The organism is Bacillus cereus group sp. MG9, from assembly GCF_040459995.1.
Taxonomy (GTDB): domain Bacteria; phylum Bacillota; class Bacilli; order Bacillales; family Bacillaceae_G; genus Bacillus_A; species Bacillus_A mycoides.
Genome location: NZ_JARVHC010000001.1, coordinates 3,409,092 through 3,428,933 on the forward strand (window position 1 = coordinate 3,409,092; position 19,842 = coordinate 3,428,933).

The window sequence follows — 19,842 nt, forward strand, 5'->3', positions numbered from 1 at the left end:
AAAAGCGCCATCACAAGTGACGGCGCTTTTTCTATGTAAGAGCTACTAGAAGGTACCCTTCTAGCCTACTCCCATTTATAAGTCCAAAACTGTTCAAGTTGCAGCCATTTTAATGTTGCTGCGTCTTTGTTTTTTATTTTTGCATGCGTTTCTTCTAGCATCGCTTCCGTTTGTGAACGATGCGCGCCTAGTGCAGCTAATTTATGTTCAAATACTTCACTAATATTATTTACAACATCCGGTTCACCGAGTACTGCTTCGCGATTTCTCGTAATCGCAACCGCATGAATGGCTGGACGTTCTTCTTTTGGCATACGTGATACAGCGCGAACTACAGCGCGGCCAAATGCATCATGATCCGGATGTACGCCGTGTTCTGGATAAAATGTAATAATTCGAGATGGATTTACTTCTTGAATAATCGCTTCGATTTTATCGGCAACAAAATCAACATCTTCAAATTCTAACGTTTTATCATGGAAACCGAGCATTCTTAAATCTTGAATCCCCATCGCTTCACATGCATCTTTTAATTCTTTTTCACGTATATTTGGAATCGTTTCACGGTTAGCAAATACGTTTTTCCCCATGTTACGTCCCATTTGTCCAAGAGTACCACATGCGTACGTTACAGGTACTCCTTGATCTGTTAATAAGCGAATTGTTCCTCCCGCAGCAAATGCTTCATCATCTGGATGCGGAAATACAACAAGTACATGTCTCTCCATAAGTTTCCCTCCTTCTTACTTAAATGGCGTTAAGCTTAGCTCAAGCGCTACCGCTAAGCGGCCTTGGTTATCATGCCCTGCTAGTAATAAACGCTCTTTATCGTCTACTTCCCAGTGCGTAATGCCTTCTGCATATACCCAGCCATGATCCATTTTCAAACCAACTCGGTATGGGTTTGTTCCAGTTATTTTCCCACGCTCAAAGCGAATAATTGCATTTCGAATGAATGCTCCTACTGTCATCATCTTTTCATTAAAGTGTGACGCATACGCTCCATTCGTCGTTTCTAAATGAATATATACATCTTTATTTACAAAACGTTCAATTTCATTTTGAATAAGAGAACTATCTTTTACTATTTCCATCGGAATTCACCTCTTTAAACCATTTTACGCAAAAATAATGTAAATTGCTATCTCTATATTAGAGGACAACGCCCACTTTTCCTAATAATTTGCACTGTGTTTTTTATATTTTTTATCCCGCATTAACGGATAGTAAGATTCCCACCCCAAAATCCAGCGAACACACGTCAGCTAGGTGGGAAATCAACTATCCGTAAATGCCCGATTGGTGAAGACTAATAATCAGTGGGGGATGAACAAAAACCCCCACTGATTAAAGTTTCACTTTATATGATATGTAAAAATCACATTTTTTCCTTCACATTGTTAAATAGTTTTCTTTCTTTTTTGAATTTGCTACAATATATTTTATCCCGTATTAATACAGCGAGATACATTTCGACAATTGAATACATACTTTAAAGAAGGTGACATGATTGGAACAATCAGCACATGAAGTAGCAAATTGGCAATATTATTTTACAATTGCCGTATTTTTAGTCACGTACGGTTTTATTATTTCTGAGAAATTGAATCGTGCTGTAATCGCACTATTCGGTGCTGCTATTATGATTATTTTTGGAATTGTAGATTTACATACTGCTTTCACATCGCATATTCAATGGGAAACGATTACCCTTTTAATTGGGATGATGATTCTCGTACATATTACGAGTCAATCAGGCGTATTTGAATTTGTAGCCATAAAAGCAGCAAAAGCAGCTGGCGGAAAACCAATCCGCATTTTATTATTACTATCCCTATTAACTGCTGTCGGTTCTGCATTTTTGGACAACGTAACAACCGTATTATTAATCGTACCTGTTACACTATCCATTACACGTATTTTAAAAGTAAATCCTGTTCCTTATTTAATTTCAGAAGTACTATTTTCAAATATAGGCGGAACAGCAACATTAATTGGTGACCCGCCGAACATTATGATTGGATCAGCTAATAAGCATTTAGACTTTAATGCCTTTTTACTAAACTTAGCTCCAATCGTAATCATTATTTCTATCGTTACACTTGGCATTATTTACTTCATGTATCGCAACAAACTAAAAACAACGCCTGAGCAAATCGAAAAGCTAATGGCATTAAATGAAAAAGATTATATTAAAGATCAGAGCCTCCTTTTAAAATCCATTACGATTTTAGGACTAACTATTTTAGGCTTTGTACTTCATTCTATTATTCATGTAGACGCTGCCGTTATTGCGATGACAGGTGCTACACTTCTTATGTTAATCGGTGTGAAAGAACATGATATTGAAGATGTATTTGCCCACGTTGAATGGGTAACAATTTTCTTCTTCGCTGGACTATTCGTTCTCGTTGGCGGATTAATTGATATCGGACTTATTTCTTCACTCGCAAAAGAAGTACTCGACGTAACAAATGGCGATATCGGTTTCGCTGCTATACTTATCTTATGGGTATCTGGCATCGCATCTGCGACAATTGATAACATCCCATTTGTCGCAACGATGATCCCACTTATTCAAGATTTAGCTACAGGACTCGGACTATCTGTCGATTCTCCGCAAATTGAAGTACTATGGTGGGCGTTATCACTTGGAGCTTGCCTAGGAGGCAACGGAACATTAATTGGAGCATCAGCAAACGTAGTCGTTGCTGGTATTGCAAAACGTGAAGGACATGGGTTCTCTTATATGGACTTCTTAAAAATCGGTTTCCCCTTAACGATCATTGCGCTATTGTTATCACATGCTTACATTTATTTACGTTATTTAATGTAGAAGTTGTATTGCATGAAATTATATCGGCGATTTTTAAAATATATCGATCGTTTCTCCGAATATATCAGCGATTTTCTAAATATATCGGCGATTCGACAACGAATATCGACTTGTCGACAAATAACGACAGTAAAACAGGTATACAGCACTACGCCGCATACCTGTTTTCATCACCAAAATATACCTATAATTGCTAATCCACCTAAAATCATACCACCAATTTGTCCAATGATTGCCGGTGATAATTGAACACCTTTTCTCACTTCAACAACTGGTCTTTCGTGCCTTAGTTGCTGCACTTCACTTTGAAGTTGATGTACACTTCCGTGTAGTTCTTTAATTAGTTCTTTTAATTCAGCGACCTCTTCGTTTACTGGCTTACTTTTTTCTAAGTTCATCTCGCATAACTCCTTATAAATTCAATCAGCTCACTGTAAAATTTCGCCAATTACCGTTATATCTCCTGCATACTACATATATAATATGGAATGTACCTTTATTAACAAGACCCTTTTAAGAACAAATTTAGATATTTTAGAAAGACACCTTTCATTAGTCCTTTATATATATAAAGGACTAATATATTCAACAACTCTATTCTTTATAGTTTCTTTTTCATACAAAAAGCTTCACTAAAATTTAGCAGGTGTACCTTGATGAAAATACATTTGCCATCTTCCTTCTCTAAATTTCCATATCGAACTACGTAACGAGTGTTAATTATTCATTTCATTGAATATTCGATAAGTAGTTAATGCTACATCTTTGGATAATGGATGTACTTCAAAATCACTCAAAGTCATTTTTACCACACCAATTCCATTTTTATCGATATCCTCATTTTTATATAAAACTTTACCAGAACTCCCAAACTCAAAAAAATCAGCGGCAAGTATCTTTTTAAGCTCCTTTTGAGATGTGCGAACCCCTGGTTTAAGTAATCGTTCCTCTAGCTGATATAAACACTCTCTTAATGAAGATAAACCTTCCATTAGTACACTCCTCTGCTCGTAATTACCTAAATATTACAACTTTTCACTCTACACTACACAATTATTCTGTATGTTTTTGCTAGTTCTGCAGCTCTATCCATTCATCTCGCAATATCCCCATAATCATACGATCAAAACACTTTCCGTCTCTTTGAACTGCTTCCCTCATACATCCTTCCATCTGAAAACCCATCTTTTTATATAGTGCAATGGCAGATTTATTATACGAAATAACATCGAGACCGATGCGGTGTAAATTCAATTCATAGAAAGCATACTTTAGAATAAGGTGTATTGTTTCCCTTCCATATCCCTTCCCTCTATCATTCGCATCTCCTATACCAATTGCTAATAAACCTGTTCTGTTATTCCACTCTATGCCGTGAATTGCAACAAAACCAATTAAGCGATCATCTTGAACTGTTCTTAACATGAAAGAAACACTATTCGATCTCCGTCCCTTTAATAGCCCATCACTCGCTATTTCATGTAACGATTGCGGGAATGCCAAGTCTGTATCTACATTTCTTAAGTACTCACTATCCTCTTGCCACATAGCCATTACTTCAGCATCTGCTTCTCTAATAGCTGATAATTTAATAGTTTTATTTTGAAAAAGATTCATCGTCATCTAAAACTCCCCTTTTTTAAATAGCGGGGACAATAATTCTAGCCTATTCATCCCCTTGTTCCATAAACTGTTTTTTTAACGGGATACTTACAATAAGCGCTGACATTGGCACATCTCCTCTACATTAAATTAACTTCATTTTACATTTTTTTGTTTTTTTAAACAAACCAATTATAGTTCTCTATTATTTAGAACTATAGTATACTTAATTATTCTTCAGATTATTCAATCAAAATAAGAACTCGCAGAAGGTGAAATAATGTTTTATGTAAAACAACTACTCTATTTTACTTACGAACAAGCATTATCTTGCTTATTCCCAGTCGTCATTTTTTTAACACTAGCCCTTTCAAAAATCATTTCTATCCCAGGGTTATATCGCTATGATCTCATACTCATTGTATGTCTTCTTATGCAATATATAATGTATAAAACAGGACTTGAAACGAAAGACGAACTAAAAGTAATTACTGTCTTCCACCTCATCGGCCTTTTGCTAGAAATATATAAAGTACATTTCGGTTCATGGAGTTACCCCGAAGAGGCGTATTCGAAGATTTTGGGAGTTCCGCTTTACAGTGGTTTTATGTATGCAAGTGTTGCAAGTTACATATGCCAAGCGTGGAGAAGATTGCATTTACAAATGCATCATTGGCCGAAAGCTATTTTTACAATACCTCTAGGAGCAATGATTTACTTTAATTTTTTTACACATCATTTTCTATATGACTTTAGATGGGTATTAACTTTAATTTTATTCATTGTTTTCTTTCGCACATTTGTGGAATTCTCAGTACAAGACTTTACATATAAAATGCCGCTCGTACTCTCATTCTTCCTTATAGGATTCTTTATTTGGATTGCAGAGAACATCGCAACATTTTTTGGAGCGTGGCAATATCCAAACCAACGAGAAGCGTGGAACCTCGTTCACCTTAGCAAAATTAGCTCATGGTTTTTATTAGTTGTCATTAGCATTATGATTGTTACGCAGCTCAAACATTTGAAGGAGTCGAAAAGATAATGCTAATTATGTAAAAACATTAAAATAACAACTTATCTTCCTTCCTTACCCAATAAAAAATCCACTCTGTAAAAACAGTTAGCCCATCACTCATTAGAGAGTGATGGGCCTTTTTTATTAATATTTTTTAAACTGTTCTCATCAAAGAGGCTATAGGTTCATCATAATTTACAAGCGCATAAGCAGTTGCACATTATGAACTACTACTAGCAGAAGAGGTTGCTGCAGATGAAGCGGCGATCGTTGCCATCATAGCTGCCTGTTGTGCCTGTATGAGGACTTCTATCATTGTTTGTAAACCTGCGTTGGTAGCTTTACTCTCCTCACCTTTTTGACTTACAAACAGTTGAATAGCAATAAGAATATTCGTATCTGTATGCCAACGGAATAATTTCTCCCCCTGCAATTTTTCAATCAATGCTTTAATAGAATGAATCTCTTTTTCTCCATCCTCAAGTAACGCTAGTAGCCCGATAGCTGGATAATGCATCTGTTTCACTTTTACCTTTTCTTGTTTTAACAACTTCCATATGTTTGTGCATTTTGCAACTAATATTTCTTCACGGACATCCTTCTTTAGTGAAAGAATATGACTTGAAAATTGAAGATCATTCCCTTTACGCAAACCAGCTTTCGCTAGTTTCTGATAAAGACGTTCTACTCGGTCCATAAGTGTTTCTACATTCTCTGATTGTCCTGCTAGTAAAACCGCGAGCGGATAATCATTTGTACCTGTAAGAAAGAGATGATCCTTTTTCATGCGTTTATATACTTGTATCGAACGCTGAATGTGCGTACCTTGCTGTCCACGTTCTTCTGTTAAAAGCACAGCTGCTGCGAGATAAGTAAATATACTCCGGCTAAAGCCACCAGCGACCAATTGTTCATATAAATCTAAAAACCTCCGAAAAGCTTCCTTGTAATCTGTAAAGTGAATATCTAATGTTGCGGACACCACAAAGCGATGATAAGACTTTAAGTATGAAAACATCCCTACCTGATTCTTAATATAACTACTAATTTCTAAAAAACGTCCGAGATCAAACAGTTTATCACTACCTGCATACATAGCAGCAATCATCATACCTGTTCGAGAATCACTCGTTTTCCATTTTAGTTCTCCCTTTAACTGTGCATATGTATGTGTGTATTGCTCTAACTTTTGTTCCAATGTAATCATAGTATTCCCCCATTTCTCTAGTTCTTCTCTTTTATTATACGTATATTCCATATTTAGGAATACCCTATTTCATACAGATTTTGCAACCTTATACTTTTTTCTATATTATTTTCAATATTTTTCCATAAAATGATACAAAAAAATAATAACTACCATAAAATTTAGGATGTTTCTTTATCCTAATTGGTTGGTTTTCTTTCCTTCTTCATCAGCATCACGATGATTAGCGTTCATAATCCTTAATCCTTCAAGAAGTTCAACAACAAAAAAGGATAGATAATAAATTATCTACCCTTTTTTGTCTATATATTATTTAACATTACACCTGTATTGTGAAAAATAAGGTTGTAATTACTTACACCTCAATTTCGTCAAAACATCTGTGATTTCATTTTTTATATGCAATTAAACTTTACCCAAAACTAAAGAGCCTTAATAATACGTTCCATCGCCTTCATTTGCCCAATATGGTCTGCTTCATGATAAAGCATCATACCGTAAAGCTCTCCAACTGTTTCCAACCCTAAAAATGGCTCTGGAAGTTTATTTTCAAATGCTTCTGCTGGAATTTCTTGAATGCGCTTCGCTTGTTCTTTTAATTGAACCGTTAACACTTCTAATGATGGCCCTTCTGTTTTCCATTTAGATGGTCTTGAACCATATCCAAACATACCTGGATATTCAGTTGGTAATTGTTTAAATTCTTTTCCAAACATGAAAACTTCTGCTGCCGTTAACACATGACCGATATGCCAGCGAATTGTATTGTTAAAGCCCTCCGGCTGCGTATCCGCAGTTTTATCATCTAACGTTTCCATAAATTGAAGTAATGCCCCACGCGTTATTTCAAATTGTTTTAAACCAATTATTCTATTCATTTTATCGTCTCCTTTTTTATGTACAATTTATTATGAACTAAGAATGTTCTACTTATTAAAGTTTCACCTTGTTTAATCTATCAGAAACAATTAAGAAAAACATCTAATATGCTTACTGAAAACAATAAAAAAGGACCACTCCTCATAAATATAGAAATACTTACTGCACAAATATTACAGTAAACAAAAGAGGAGTGTAATTACATGTTAGATGTTTTAAAACAACAATATAATCTTATTAGTTCTACAAGGGAAAATCTATTTACATTTTTGGAAGAAATTCCACAAGAAAAATTGCACAGTACGGTTCCTAATTTCGGAAGCGGTAGCATTATGAAGACGCATATTCATGTAGCCGATTGCTATCGATACTGGCTTGGAACATTCGCATTTAACCAAAAACGAGCAGATTTCTCATTTGCTAGCGATTATGAAATTGAACATGCAGATGTCACAAAAGTCCGTGCTAGATTTAAGATAGTAGATGAGACTGTACAACGCTTTTTAGATGAATACAATGACCGGTGGCTCGAAAATATAGCAAATGAAGTGAACTGGCAAAAAGAACCTTGGAGCACAACTCCACTATGGCTTTTAACTCATACGGAGACACATGAATTTCATCATAAAGGCCAAATTGTATCAATGACTCGTCACCTTGGATATACTCCTCCTGACACAGACCTTAGTTAATTCAATTGTTCTAACAAATGAATTACTATAACTGTCGTTAGCATTGTTTATGTATACGGAAAGGCTCTTCATTCTTTTTGATATTGTTTATAGTTTTGCAAATTTTTTTACGGCACAAACTTGTATTATATTTTAATTATGTTTGTGTCGTGTTCTTATTAATTAGTTTCATATCCATAAAAAATATATTAATATGTTTCCTTTTATTATTTCAGTTACCTAATCAATAAGAGGTTCTTTCTTTTTATTATGACTTTATACACGATAAATACGAAAATTCCGAAAATAAAAGTTGAAAATGCTGGTAACACTTTATCATTTGGCACGTACACACTCCAAAAAGAATTAAGAAGCGCATGAAAAATTAGACACATAAAAATACTTTTAGTTGCGTTAAAAATTGTAGTTAATAAGAAAGATACGGCAATTGTCGTAATTATAAAGGCTATAAAATCCCTTTGAGTTTGATTTGTGCCTGGAATAAACCATAACGGCCAGTGCCAAATAGCCCATATAACACTCACAATAACCGTACTAAAAAATGCCGAATTTTTTTCTGAAGGGCAGGTTGTAAAAATCCTCTCCATCCAATTTCTTCAAGACCACCACCAACGATCATTGTTGGAAAACTAAGTAATGCCACGTATAATGGTTTTTGCATCGTTGCTCCACCAAATATCGTTGGAAGATAACAGCTAATAAAAGCTAGAACAACGATTAGAACATACCATACAAAGTGATGCCTAGGATTAACAATATTTTTAATAAACACTCTGAACTCTTCTTTTGATCCATATTTTTTCTTTAAACTAATTGCAACGATTGCCGGCATGATTCCCCCGAAAACAAATAATATCATCGCTAGCGGTGTACCAAATGTCGTAATGTTTAATTTTATTAAGCTAATTAATAGCCCCCATAGTATCCATGTAAATATAAAAGTTCGTATTACATATCGTTTAATCTCATTCCCCATTTACTTGCCTCTTTTATTTTAATTAGAGCATAAATTTAGAGATATGAAAATCACTTATGCTAAATTATTCCAAAACATTAAAGGAACCTCCCTACTCTATCAGGCTTTTCTGGATAAGCCGACTCCTACCTACTTTGCTTCGGTCAAGGTTCGAAGTTGGAGTCTCACTATCCGTTAATACGGGATAAACAAACAAAAAGAAGGAGCATGTTTTGAGAACCAATCAAAACATGCTCTTGTAAAGTGACAATAACGTTATTTAATTCTTGTTTAACTACGGTGCAAATTAGTGGGAAAGGCTTATTTTCCACTAAAAATATTTATAAAAAATTCATGTTCATTTAAAAGTGGAATGAAAAGCAATAATAATAGTATTATCAAAAAAATTGTTGATACATTTTGTTGTGTATAAAACTTTTATTATTTGTTTTAGGTATACCATACCATTATAAAATTCATGTAACATCAAAGTAAGATACATACTTTTCAAACGATACACAAAATAAAACTCTTCTTCAATGTATATCAAAAATATTTATATACTCTATCACCAACCTTAAGGAGAAATTTATAATGAGATTAGAGAGTGAAAGAATTTATTTAAGGCCCCTTTGCGAGCTAGATGCGCCCATTATATTAGAAAGTACAATGGATGAAGAAATAAGATATATGACTGGAACCAAGCCTACTTTTTCATTGGAGCAAATTAAAGCACATATAGATAATATAAATAATGATTCAAATCGCTATGATTTCGCTATTTGTTTAAACAGCACTGACGAAATGATTGGAGAGTTATCGATTTTAGATATCGATGAGGAGAACCAAAGAGCTGGATTCAGAATATCTATGCTTTCTATTTCATTAACAGGGAAAGGCTACGGAACTGAAGCTATGAAAATAGTTTTAAGATTTGTTTTTGAACAACTCACATTCAATCGTTTACAGTTAGAAGTATTTAGCCATAATTTACGTGGAATTAGAGCTTATGAAAAGGTTGGGTTTGTAAAAGAAGGAACCTTACGTCAATCCTTATTTTATAATGATACGTACTCGGATGAAATTATTATGGCAATACTTAAAAATGATTATAAAAATATGCTATAAAGAACCGATACTTGTTTCATCCAAGTATCGGTTCTCTCTATACAAAAGTGCCATTTTTTCTTACATATAAAACAAATATTTCTCCACTTAATTCCTTGCAAAAGACTCCCTCGTCACCTCAATAAATTGCTGCAGTGGCGCTGTCATCCATTTATCTTTATGCCAAGCAATTTGCGTATAGATCGGAGTGATTGTATTCTTTAAGACTAATTCCTTTATCGTTCCCTCTCGTATATCTTTTTCTACTACTATTGCTGGCAAAACTGCTATACCTAAATCTGCTATAACGCATTGTTTAATTGCCTCGACACTAACAAATTCAATCTTATTTGCTGGGTATACATCTTCCGCACGGAATAACTCTTCAAATAAAGTCCGATACGAGCAACCTAGTTCTGTTAGTAAAAGTGTTTCGCTTTCTAAATCTTTTGTAGAAACGGAAGGTTGTTCAAGTAAACGATGCGTAGGAGCAGCTACTACTTTTAATTCTTCTTTCATAAGTGGCTCCACATGTAAAACATCCTCTGTTTTACATTCGTCCAAAATAAATACAAGATCTACTTTCCCCTCCATCAATTGTTCCTTCGCATCTTTATTGGAATGTGCAGGTTTAAATATAAGCTTTATTTGGGGAAATTGTGCTTTAAATTTCTTTAATATAGATGGAAGCCTATATGTACATTGACTTTCTTGTGCACCGATTATTAACGTACCCGCTATTTCCTCATCATCTTTCACAGCCATTTTCGCTTCGTTACTGAGTGCAATCATCTTATCAGCATATAGTTGAAACTTCCTGCCTGCTTCAGTTAAGAAAAGACGTTTTCCTAATCTTTCAAATAATGGCGTACCGAGCTCAGCCTCTAACGTTTTAATTTGCGCCGTTACGCTCGATTGTGCAAAGTTTAATTTCTTCGCAGTTTGTGTAAAGTTCAAAGTCTCTGCAGCTATTTTAAATGTAATTAATTGTTTTATCTCCATTTATCATCCCTCTTTTCAATCGATATTTCCGATTGATTTTATCGAAATAATCCTCTTTGCCTATTGATATTTGTATTGTATGATAAAGAACATCGACAAACAATATAAATGGAGGTATTCCATATGAAAGCACTTTGTTTCGAAGCATTCGGAGACGCTGATGTACTACAATATAAAGAAATACCTGATCCAATCATACATCCAAATGAAATTCTTGTTCGCATGCAAGCAATCGGTTTAAATTTCGCTGATATTTATAGACGCCGCGGCGATTATCATCTCGCTGGTAACCCGCCTTATATATTAGGCTATGAAGGCGCTGGTATTGTTGAAAAAGTAGGAGCTAACGTTACTACTATCAATCCCGGGGACCACATTGCATTTGCTGACGTTCCATTCTCAAATGCAGAATTAGTTGCCGTTCCATCTGAAAAAGCAATTACACTTCCAGACTCTATTTCTTTTGAAACAGCCGCTTCTGTCTTATTACAAGGATTAACAGCACATTATTTAACGAAAGATAGCTATCAAATAAAACAGGGTGATATAGCTTTAGTACATGCCGCAGCTGGTGGTGTTGGTCAGCTTCTCATCCAAATGATTAAACTACAGGGCGGAACAGTAATCGGTCTTACATCATCAAAAGAAAAAGCACAAGTAGCTACGTTAGCTGGTGCTGATCACGTATTTTTATATACTGAAGCATGGCATACGAAAGTACTTGAATTAACTAATGGTGCCGGAGTAAATGTTGTGTATGAATCCGTAGGTTCTACATTAGAAGAAAGCTTTAAAGCGACTAAAATTGGTGGTACTGTCGTATTTTACGGAATGGCTGGCGGTAATCCAACGCCTGTAGATCCACGTATGCTTATGGATACTTCAAAGACTTTAACCGGCGGAGATCTCTGGAATGTGCTTACGACTCACGAAGAGCGAAAAGAGCGTTCCTCTCAATTATTCGAATGGATTACAACTGGAAAACTAAACATTGCAAGTCCTACTACATTCTCTTTACAAGATGGTGCTCTTGCACATGAATTATTAGAGAGCCGAAAAAGTACTGGGAAGATTTTATTAACCCCATAATTTACAAAATAAGAAAGGGAAGCTAGATTTTCTAGCTTCCCTTTCTTATTTCTATTTGAGATATAATTATATTTCCACACTTTCTTTCCCTTTTGCAACATAACTCATATCTCCAACAGACTCGACTGTGTATGTTCCATCTTGATATACAATCTTCGTCACACTAGCATTTTCCACTCCAAGTTTTGTTTTACTACTGTCTAACATTTCTATTAAGGCAGTAATCAAAAGCCCATGAACGACAACTAGAACGTTGCCACCTCCATTTTTAGCAGCTTCTTCACTAATTTTATCAATCTCTGTTTTTATGCGAGTAGAAAATAATTCCCAATCTTCCGCCTGTTTCGTAGGGTCTGCTGCTCTAATAAGATTAATCACTTCTTGAATAGAAAACTTCATGAGTTCTTCTGGAGATGCAACGCCCGCAGCTTTTCCAACCACATCCCACATATTTTCAAGTTTTTCACCTTCAAAAACACCAAAATTTAATTCTCGTAAATTTTTCCTTTGCTCAAGTTTTAAGGTGGATTGCTCACTATATTTTAATACTAAATTAGCAGTTTCAATCGCTCGACCGCTATCACTACTATACGCATTCGCAAAATGAACATCTTTTAATCCCGTTCCTAAATTAGAGGCAACTTCCACACCTTTTTCTACTAACGGAGAGTCTGCCCAACCTTGCGCGCGATGATTCGCATTTAATATTGTTTTACCGTGTCTTGTAACATATAACGTAACTACATTCTCATTGCTATCTGTTTCTCGATTCTTCATCATATTCTCCCCCTTTACATTTCTATATCAATTTTACCATCTCAATTATTCATTGAGCAAAATATACGTAAGTAGATCTGCTTAATAAAAAAAGCTATCTTTCTGTATATCCCTACAAAAAGATAGCATCTTTTATGATTACATTTCTTAATCGATTCTCCTACTCAGCAAAAGCACTCGAATATTGTACAATTCCTTCTACACCTTGAAGAGCATTCTCTCTAAGTTCCATCGCCATAAACACTTCATCAGGTACTTCAAATGGTGCTTTTATATTCCACTCACTTGCTTTCTTAAAGCCAAATTTCGGATAGTACTCTGGATGTCCTAATACTACAACTGACCCGTATCCTAATTCTTTCGCTTTTTCTAAAGCAGCCGTGATAAGCTTTCCACCAATTCCTTTCTTCTGATGGCTTGGTGCTACTGAAACTGGTGCAAGTGCTAATGAATCTACAGTAGTCCCATCTTGTTCTATTGTAATTTTCGATAACATAATATGCCCGACTATTTCCTCATCTACTGCAACGATTGATAATTCAGGAATAAACGCGTCACATTCTCTAATACGTTTTACAAGTTCATGTTCCTTTTTATCACTAAATTCTTCATTTAAAAATGCCTCTTTTACAACTTCTTCTGTCTTTCTATAATCATTTTTTTGTTCTTGTCTAATCGTTACCATTCTATATTATCCTCTATTCTTTCTTATTTCTTTTTCAATTTTACGAAGCGCTTTTTTCGATCCGCGCTCAATATCGTGTTGCATTTTTCTTTCTTTATAATCAACAAATAGTGTATTTAAATCATATCCTTCTGGGTATAATTCTTTCGCCGCTACCTCTAAAGTAATACGTTTCACATTCACTTCAACGAATTCACCGTTATAATATACAACGACATTATAGAAATTATCTTTTTCCTTATATACAATCCCGAAATCGTTATGATCTAACAAATTCACACGGTCGCCGATTTTATATTCATAGTCATTTTCTCTTTTTTCTTGCACCATTTTCGGTTTTCTAATCTTACTTTCATTCACTTTTTCTATAGCGTATTCTTTATTTCCCATATACTCTTTCGCTCTTTGCAGTACATGTTCTCTCACATTCATTTTATTCGCAATCCAAAGTGCATTACTTTCACCTGATTTACCGATCACTAATTTATAAAGTGGCTCTAGTGTTTCACTATTAAATTGCATTGCTGCGTTCATAAAATCATCGTGCATTTCTGAAAAGCGTTTAATTTCACCGTAATGCGTACTCGCAATTGTAATACATCCCGCAAGATAAAATTCTTCTAAAATAGATATCGCAAGCGCCGCACCTTCATTCGGTTCTGTACCGCTTCCTATTTCGTCAAATAACAGTAACGTATTATTATTTGACATCCTCATAATTTCAGAAAGATTTTTCATATGAGATGAAAATGTACTTAGTGCATTTTCGATACTTTGGTTATCACCAATGTCTACAAATACATTTTCGAAAATAGCAATTTCCGTTTCTTTATCTCCAGCGATGTGAAGGCCTGACATTGTCGCTAATGTTAACAATCCAATTGTTTTTAGCACAATTGTTTTCCCGCCTGCATTCGGCCCAGTAATAATTAAACTACGGTATTCTTGACCGATTTCAAAGTTTAATGGTACTACTTTTCCACTTAAAAGCGGATGCTTACAATTCATTAAATGAATGTAGCCATGATCGTTTAATTTCGGCTCTATTCCATCGATTGATTTACTAAACTTCGCTTTCGCAAATACCATATCATATTGGCTAATTAGTTCCATATTAATTTTTATATGATAAATATTTTCTAATACCATTCCTGATAAAGTCGCTAAAATTTGATACTCTTCCATCGCTTCTTCTGCTTTCCAACTTGCGAGTTCCGTATTTAACTTTGTAACCGTATGCGGTTCTATAAATACAGTTGAACCTTTAGCGGAAGCTTCAACTATACTTCCCGCAACTTGATTTTTATAAGAAGATTTAATTGGAATCGTATACCTATCGTCCTTCTTACTAATAAAGAATTCCTGAATATATTTCTTATTTGCACTACTATTTAAAAACTTCGTTAAACGTTCTTTTATTTTTCCGTCTACAGAATCAATGTTATTTCGAATTCGTTTTAACTCTTTACTCGCAGCTGCATCAATGCTATTTCCTTTAATTGAAAAGTTAATTTCCTCTTCAATACTTTTATATTCAGTCATTGAATTCGCATAAGAAGCTAATACTGGCGCAAAAAATTCTTTATCTAACATAAAATTTTTAATCTTTCTACAGCCACGTAAAAAGTCTGAAACACTTACTAACTCTGCTGGATCTAAAATCATCCCTTTTTCTAATTTTTGAATTGTACTAGCGATATTAGAAATTCCGAAGAAAGGCACATGCCCTTCTGCATCTACTATAGCTCGTGCTTCTGTCGTTTCATTCAAGCGATTCCTCACTACTTTTATACTCGTACTCGGCTCTAATTTATTTAATAGTTCTTTACCTAATCCACTTACACAATAAGATTTCACTATATCCTTTAATTCGTTATATTGTAACTTTTCAAAAGTCATCGTATTCATTTTGTTTCTCCTCACTATGATTGGTTTTTATCATCAATGAAGATACCTACTCATTAGATTCCAATGAGTTCTACATTATTCAATTATCATTTTTATACATTAAAAACATATACAAAAAAGCTGCGGGGATACCGCAGCTTTTACATTTACAAGGCATGTGTAATAACATATGAGAAAATAAGCCATAAAAACAGATGGCAATCCCCTTATTACACGCTTTATAAAGTATTGTAGGTATCTTCATAGGTTTCGAAATAAATGCATGACAAAATTAGGGGTATGATATACATAAAAATCCCCTGGTCTTATCCGATTTATTTCATTAAATTTTTCCTATTTAGTACCTACCACACTCACAAAAAGCACCTCTCATTAATTTATATTTTATGTTCATTGAAATCTAATTTATTGAAATCATCATACTATATGTTTTGTAATAAGTAAAGATGTCAGACTTTTGCCCTTCACACCTGAGGAAGGACAATTTTTTCGGATAATGCTTTTTTCACTTTGTAGACTGTAAAACTTTCATATAATCAACCTTTTTCTCAAGGGTCTTTTTCGCATCTTCAGCCGTTACTATATAATCTACAGCAATATTTTGTAATACATCTTTATTAGTATTTGGCAGCTGAATCGTTATATCTTCTACACTACTTTTACTATTTTCAATCGTTTTATTAAATTCCTGAATACTTCTTGCAACCTCCGCTAATGTTTCCATATGTACAGGATTATTTACATCTAAAACAGTATTACTTCTAAAAACTACCGTATAATACTGCTGTAAATTTTTCTTCGCTATTTCTTTCTCAGCATTCTTATCGGAAACATTATCCCCAGTCTGCATTTGATCAAAAGTAAGTATAGTGTTATTCTCTTTTTCTCCATAGTATGTATTAAATTTCTTTTGTAAATCATATGTTTTCTTTTTCATTTTATAATTGTCATTATTTACTTCTGGAGAGATTTGTCCATCAAAATAAAGTTGAAATTGCAAATGCGGTTCATCGACTTGCTGCACAGAAGCTATCCGCCCCTTTGGACCAAGGAAATCCTTTCCGTTATCCAGTGTTTCAACTCCGTTTAATTTAACAGACATACCATATTCCGCTTTTGTATAATTTTGTGCTTTTTGTTCAATTTCTTCATCCGATATATCACATGATGTTAATAGTAATAAACTAAAAACTATGCTATATTTCATTTTTGTTTTTTTCATATCGCCTCTCCTTTTGCTACTACTTCCTATACAGAAATACCCTTAAAAATTTTAAATTACGATTTATATAAAGAACTTCCTCTAATAACCGCTACATCAAATTGTCTTCGCTGACTTGAATAATAAAAACTCATCATCTTGCTTTAGAAAAAACTAATAACCACAAGTGTAAAAACACCCATTTGTTATTACTTTACACTTATAGTGTATTTTTACACTATAATCATTTTATCGTAAAGCAAATATAACATCTATTAAAATCACGTTAAAAACATACTAATATTTAGTTCTATAGCAATCACAGTACGGTTTTTATCGTATCCAATTTTAAAGTAGCAACTTTAATTTCGTTGCGAAAAATTTAAATAAGCGCCTCCGCTATTGCGAATGTCATTTACTTTCCCTAATACATTTAATAATTATGACAAGCAATCATAGGAGGTTACTATATGAGCAAAGAAAATATTATTTTACATGGACCTGCTCTTGAACCAAATTTAATTGGCCCCACACTACCACCAATTCCACCATTTACATTCCCAACCGGACCTACTGGAATCACAGGACCTACCGGTGCGACAGGTTTTACTGGAATTGGAATAACTGGTCCCACTGGGATTACAGGACCTACTGGAATTGGAATAACTGGTCCTACTGGTGTTACAGGAATTACTGGAATCGGAATAACTGGACCTACCGGCGCTACAGGAATCGGAATAACCGGTCCCACTGGAGCGACCGGTTTAGGAATTCTCCCGGTATTTGGAACAATAACTTCTGAAGTAGGTATCGGTTTTTCAGCAGTAGTTAATACAAATGTTAATTTGACAATTCCAGGACCTGTTAGTGGAACTACTCTAACCCCAGTAGACAACTCCATTACAATTGATACCACTGGTGTGTACTCTATATCTTTTTCAATTGTATTTGTGATACAAGCTATTTCGTCTAGTATATTAAACCTTACAATAAATGATTCCATTCAATTCGCCATTGAAACACGAGTTGGTGGTGGTTCTGGGGTAAGAACTACATCCGCTAGAACTGATCTATTACCTTTAAACCAAGGAGATGTCCTTCGAGTACGAATAAGAGAAGCCACGGGTGACATTATTTATTCCAATGCATCTCTTGTTGTTTCAAAAGTCGACTAGTTCATTTATTAAAATAAAGATTTAGGAATGATAACAATGTAAAAAGAAGAGGAAACTTATATTTCAGTCTACCTCTTCTTTTCATCACCAATTTACTGCTGAACATATATGGAAACTGAGCCTCCACTTACATAGAACTGCCCCCATCCGTCCTTATTAATTGTTACAGTATTTATTTGATTACCCGTAATATCGTACCATACTTCCCCAGCGTTATTCTTTCCAACATCCATCCACTTTGATCCTCCTGGTCCGTCCGAGAGTAATGTCGCTAAACCAGAATTAGCATGTACACCATCGCCTTCTCTTGTCCAGCCAATCACATCTGGATGGTCTAAATAATCACGCTGCGTACCATATGCAAAGTTTTTTCGTGCCGTCAAAATTGGATCAATTTTATCTTTTAACGCTGGAATTTCATAACTACTATTTCCGCTTGTCCCATAGTAATCACCATAGAAAACTGAAGGATAGCCCTCTGCACGAGTTAAAATAAATGCATATGCCAGCGGCTTAAACCACGGACTTACTACAGATTCCAATGACTGCCCAGGCTGAGAATCATGATTCTCAACGAGAGTAACTGCGAGTGCAGGGTGATTTTTCATTACTGTTCCATTTAAAATATTTCTCATATCATAATTCCCATTTCCTGTTGAAGCATAATGAAAATTGTAATGAAGCGGTGCATCAAATACAGATTGATTATAATTGACTTTCGCTAAATAATTGTTTAAAGCCTGAACATCATTTTGCCAATATTCAGCTACTGTAAACATTTCTTTCCCCGTTTGCTGTCTGGCATGATTTACCCAATCGCGTAAATATTCATGATCAATATGTTTAACAGCGTCCAAACGAAAGCCATCTAAATTTAATTCATTCGCATACCATGTTCCCCAATTTTTCATCTCATTCGCAACATCAGGATGATCAAAATCAAGATCTGCATACATCAAATAATCATAATTTCCATTTTCGCTAGACACTTCCCAATCCCACGCTTTATCTACACCCCTAAATTTATAAATTCGATTTAATTTCCTTCCTTCATCCCAATCCGTTCCGTCAAAATGATACCATTTCCATTTGAAATTAGAATAAGCATCTCCGCGACCTGGAAAATTAAACCCCGTCCATGCACTAATTTGATAATCACCTGATACTTCAATATTTCGATTGTTACGGTCTACCTCAACAACTGTTACGGTTTCAGTATAATCAGCCCCACCTTTATGATTCATAACTACATCACCGTATACGTCGATGTTTTGCTTATGTAATGCGTCAATTGCAGATTTCAACTGTGCTTTTGTCCCATATTTCGTCCGCACCGTTCCTTTTTGATTGAACTCCCCTAAATCATATAAATCATAGGCCCCATACCCTACATCATTTTGCGAAGTCCCTTTATATGCAGGTGGTATCCATACAGATGTGATTCCTTTATGAGCTAAACTTTCAGCATCGGAACGCAAACGATTCCAATGATTCCCATCATTCGGAGCGTACCACTCAAAATACTGCATTAATGTTCCATTGTTCACTGTTGCTGCTTCTGCCTTATTTCCCTCATATATATTAGGAAAAAGCAAAATAAACAATAAACAGACTACCGTAATCCTTTTCAACATATTTACACCATCCCCTTCAAGAAAACGTTTGCATAATTTATTAAAGTTATTATAATATTCGTTCTACAGTTAGTA

18 protein-coding genes and 2 pseudogenes are annotated in these 19,842 nt (G+C 34.7%); 6 read left to right on the forward strand and 14 right to left on the reverse strand.

All coding sequences use genetic code 11. The annotated features are described in order from the left end of the window. Positions 1-65 precede the first annotated feature (65 nt). Together bshB2 and QCI77_RS17490 are read right to left on the reverse strand one after the other, a co-directional pair. Complete coding sequence (gene bshB2, locus QCI77_RS17485) at positions 66-728, reverse strand: bacillithiol biosynthesis deacetylase BshB2 (RefSeq protein WP_000439465.1); 663 nt, start codon at positions 726-728, stop codon at positions 66-68. A gap of 15 nt (positions 729-743) precedes the next feature. Beyond that, positions 744-1,094, reverse strand: coding sequence for a YojF family protein (locus QCI77_RS17490; RefSeq protein WP_000407039.1), 351 nt, complete (start codon positions 1,092-1,094; stop codon positions 744-746). 416 nt (positions 1,095-1,510) lie between these two features. Between QCI77_RS17490 and QCI77_RS17495 the strand changes: the two genes are divergently transcribed. Continuing rightward, positions 1,511-2,836, forward strand: coding sequence for an ArsB/NhaD family transporter (locus QCI77_RS17495; protein WP_002014220.1), 1,326 nt, complete (start codon positions 1,511-1,513; stop codon positions 2,834-2,836). Between the two features lie 170 nt (positions 2,837-3,006). Here the strand turns inward: QCI77_RS17495 and QCI77_RS17500 are convergent, their stop codons facing one another. The 3 genes and pseudogenes from QCI77_RS17500 to QCI77_RS17510 all read right to left on the reverse strand — a co-directional run bounded on the left by QCI77_RS17500 (position 3,007) and on the right by QCI77_RS17510 (position 4,459). Beyond that, positions 3,007-3,234 (reverse strand): coiled-coil domain-containing protein, encoded by a 228-nt coding sequence (locus tag QCI77_RS17500; RefSeq protein WP_002111012.1) that lies wholly within the window; start codon positions 3,232-3,234, stop codon positions 3,007-3,009. Positions 3,235-3,468: 234 nt separating this feature from the next. Further along, positions 3,469-3,828, reverse strand: a pseudogene (locus QCI77_RS17505) (nuclear transport factor 2 family protein). 79 nt (positions 3,829-3,907) lie between these two features. Then, positions 3,908-4,459 carry a GNAT family N-acetyltransferase gene (locus tag QCI77_RS17510; RefSeq protein WP_061675389.1) on the reverse strand — a complete coding sequence of 184 codons (552 nt, stop codon included), beginning with the start codon at positions 4,457-4,459 and terminating at the stop codon, positions 3,908-3,910. 259 nt (positions 4,460-4,718) lie between these two features. Between QCI77_RS17510 and QCI77_RS17515 the strand changes: the two genes are divergently transcribed. Then, on the forward strand, positions 4,719-5,483 hold the full coding sequence (locus QCI77_RS17515; RefSeq protein WP_353825284.1) for a DUF817 domain-containing protein: 765 nt from the start codon (positions 4,719-4,721) through the stop codon (positions 5,481-5,483). Positions 5,484-5,676: 193 nt separating this feature from the next. Here the strand turns inward: QCI77_RS17515 and QCI77_RS17520 are convergent, their stop codons facing one another. Together QCI77_RS17520 and QCI77_RS17525 are read right to left on the reverse strand one after the other, a co-directional pair. Further along, entirely contained in the window at positions 5,677-6,714 is a 1,038-nt protein-coding gene (locus QCI77_RS17520; protein WP_353825285.1) for a DUF4003 domain-containing protein, read from the reverse strand. A gap of 371 nt (positions 6,715-7,085) precedes the next feature. Further along, a complete protein-coding gene (locus QCI77_RS17525; RefSeq protein ID WP_002033453.1) occupies positions 7,086-7,541 on the reverse strand; it encodes a DinB family protein in 456 nt (151 codons plus the stop codon). 204 nt (positions 7,542-7,745) lie between these two features. Here QCI77_RS17525 and QCI77_RS17530 point away from each other — a divergent pair, with 204 nt between their 5' ends. Then, entirely contained in the window at positions 7,746-8,234 is a 489-nt protein-coding gene (locus tag QCI77_RS17530; protein ID WP_353825286.1) for a DinB family protein, read from the forward strand. A 215-nt stretch (positions 8,235-8,449) separates the two neighbouring features. Here QCI77_RS17530 and QCI77_RS17535 read toward each other — a convergent pair. After that, positions 8,450-9,210, reverse strand: a pseudogene (locus QCI77_RS17535) (CPBP family intramembrane glutamic endopeptidase). A 573-nt stretch (positions 9,211-9,783) separates the two neighbouring features. On the opposite strand from QCI77_RS17535, the gene QCI77_RS17540 reads away from it, so the two are divergent. Beyond that, positions 9,784-10,317 (forward strand): GNAT family N-acetyltransferase, encoded by a 534-nt coding sequence (locus QCI77_RS17540; protein ID WP_002190291.1) that lies wholly within the window; start codon positions 9,784-9,786, stop codon positions 10,315-10,317. A gap of 87 nt (positions 10,318-10,404) precedes the next feature. Here the strand turns inward: QCI77_RS17540 and QCI77_RS17545 are convergent, their stop codons facing one another. Then, on the reverse strand, positions 10,405-11,298 hold the full coding sequence (locus tag QCI77_RS17545) for a LysR family transcriptional regulator (protein ID WP_353825287.1): 894 nt from the start codon (positions 11,296-11,298) through the stop codon (positions 10,405-10,407). Between the two features lie 123 nt (positions 11,299-11,421). Here QCI77_RS17545 and QCI77_RS17550 point away from each other — a divergent pair, with 123 nt between their 5' ends. Then, positions 11,422-12,387, forward strand: a complete 966-nt coding sequence (locus QCI77_RS17550; protein WP_353825288.1) for a quinone oxidoreductase family protein — start codon at positions 11,422-11,424, stop codon at positions 12,385-12,387. Positions 12,388-12,453: 66 nt separating this feature from the next. Here the strand turns inward: QCI77_RS17550 and QCI77_RS17555 are convergent, their stop codons facing one another. From QCI77_RS17555 to QCI77_RS17570, 4 genes are all read right to left on the reverse strand, one after another. Further along, a complete protein-coding gene (locus tag QCI77_RS17555; RefSeq protein WP_353825289.1) occupies positions 12,454-13,164 on the reverse strand; it encodes a histidine phosphatase family protein in 711 nt (236 codons plus the stop codon). Between the two features lie 160 nt (positions 13,165-13,324). Next, positions 13,325-13,849, reverse strand: coding sequence for a GNAT family N-acetyltransferase (locus tag QCI77_RS17560; RefSeq protein ID WP_353825290.1), 525 nt, complete (start codon positions 13,847-13,849; stop codon positions 13,325-13,327). 6 nt (positions 13,850-13,855) lie between these two features. Continuing rightward, entirely contained in the window at positions 13,856-15,757 is a 1,902-nt protein-coding gene (locus QCI77_RS17565) for an endonuclease MutS2 (protein WP_002033444.1), read from the reverse strand. Positions 15,758-16,262: 505 nt separating this feature from the next. Next, entirely contained in the window at positions 16,263-16,979 is a 717-nt protein-coding gene (locus QCI77_RS17570; RefSeq protein WP_002142611.1) for a hypothetical protein, read from the reverse strand. A 449-nt stretch (positions 16,980-17,428) separates the two neighbouring features. On the opposite strand from QCI77_RS17570, the gene QCI77_RS17575 reads away from it, so the two are divergent. Continuing rightward, positions 17,429-18,133 carry an exosporium leader peptide-containing protein gene (locus QCI77_RS17575; protein ID WP_353825291.1) on the forward strand — a complete coding sequence of 235 codons (705 nt, stop codon included), beginning with the start codon at positions 17,429-17,431 and terminating at the stop codon, positions 18,131-18,133. Between the two features lie 92 nt (positions 18,134-18,225). Here the strand turns inward: QCI77_RS17575 and amyS are convergent, their stop codons facing one another. Continuing rightward, entirely contained in the window at positions 18,226-19,767 is a 1,542-nt protein-coding gene (amyS, locus tag QCI77_RS17580; protein WP_353825292.1) for an alpha-amylase, read from the reverse strand. Positions 19,768-19,842 lie beyond the last annotated feature (75 nt).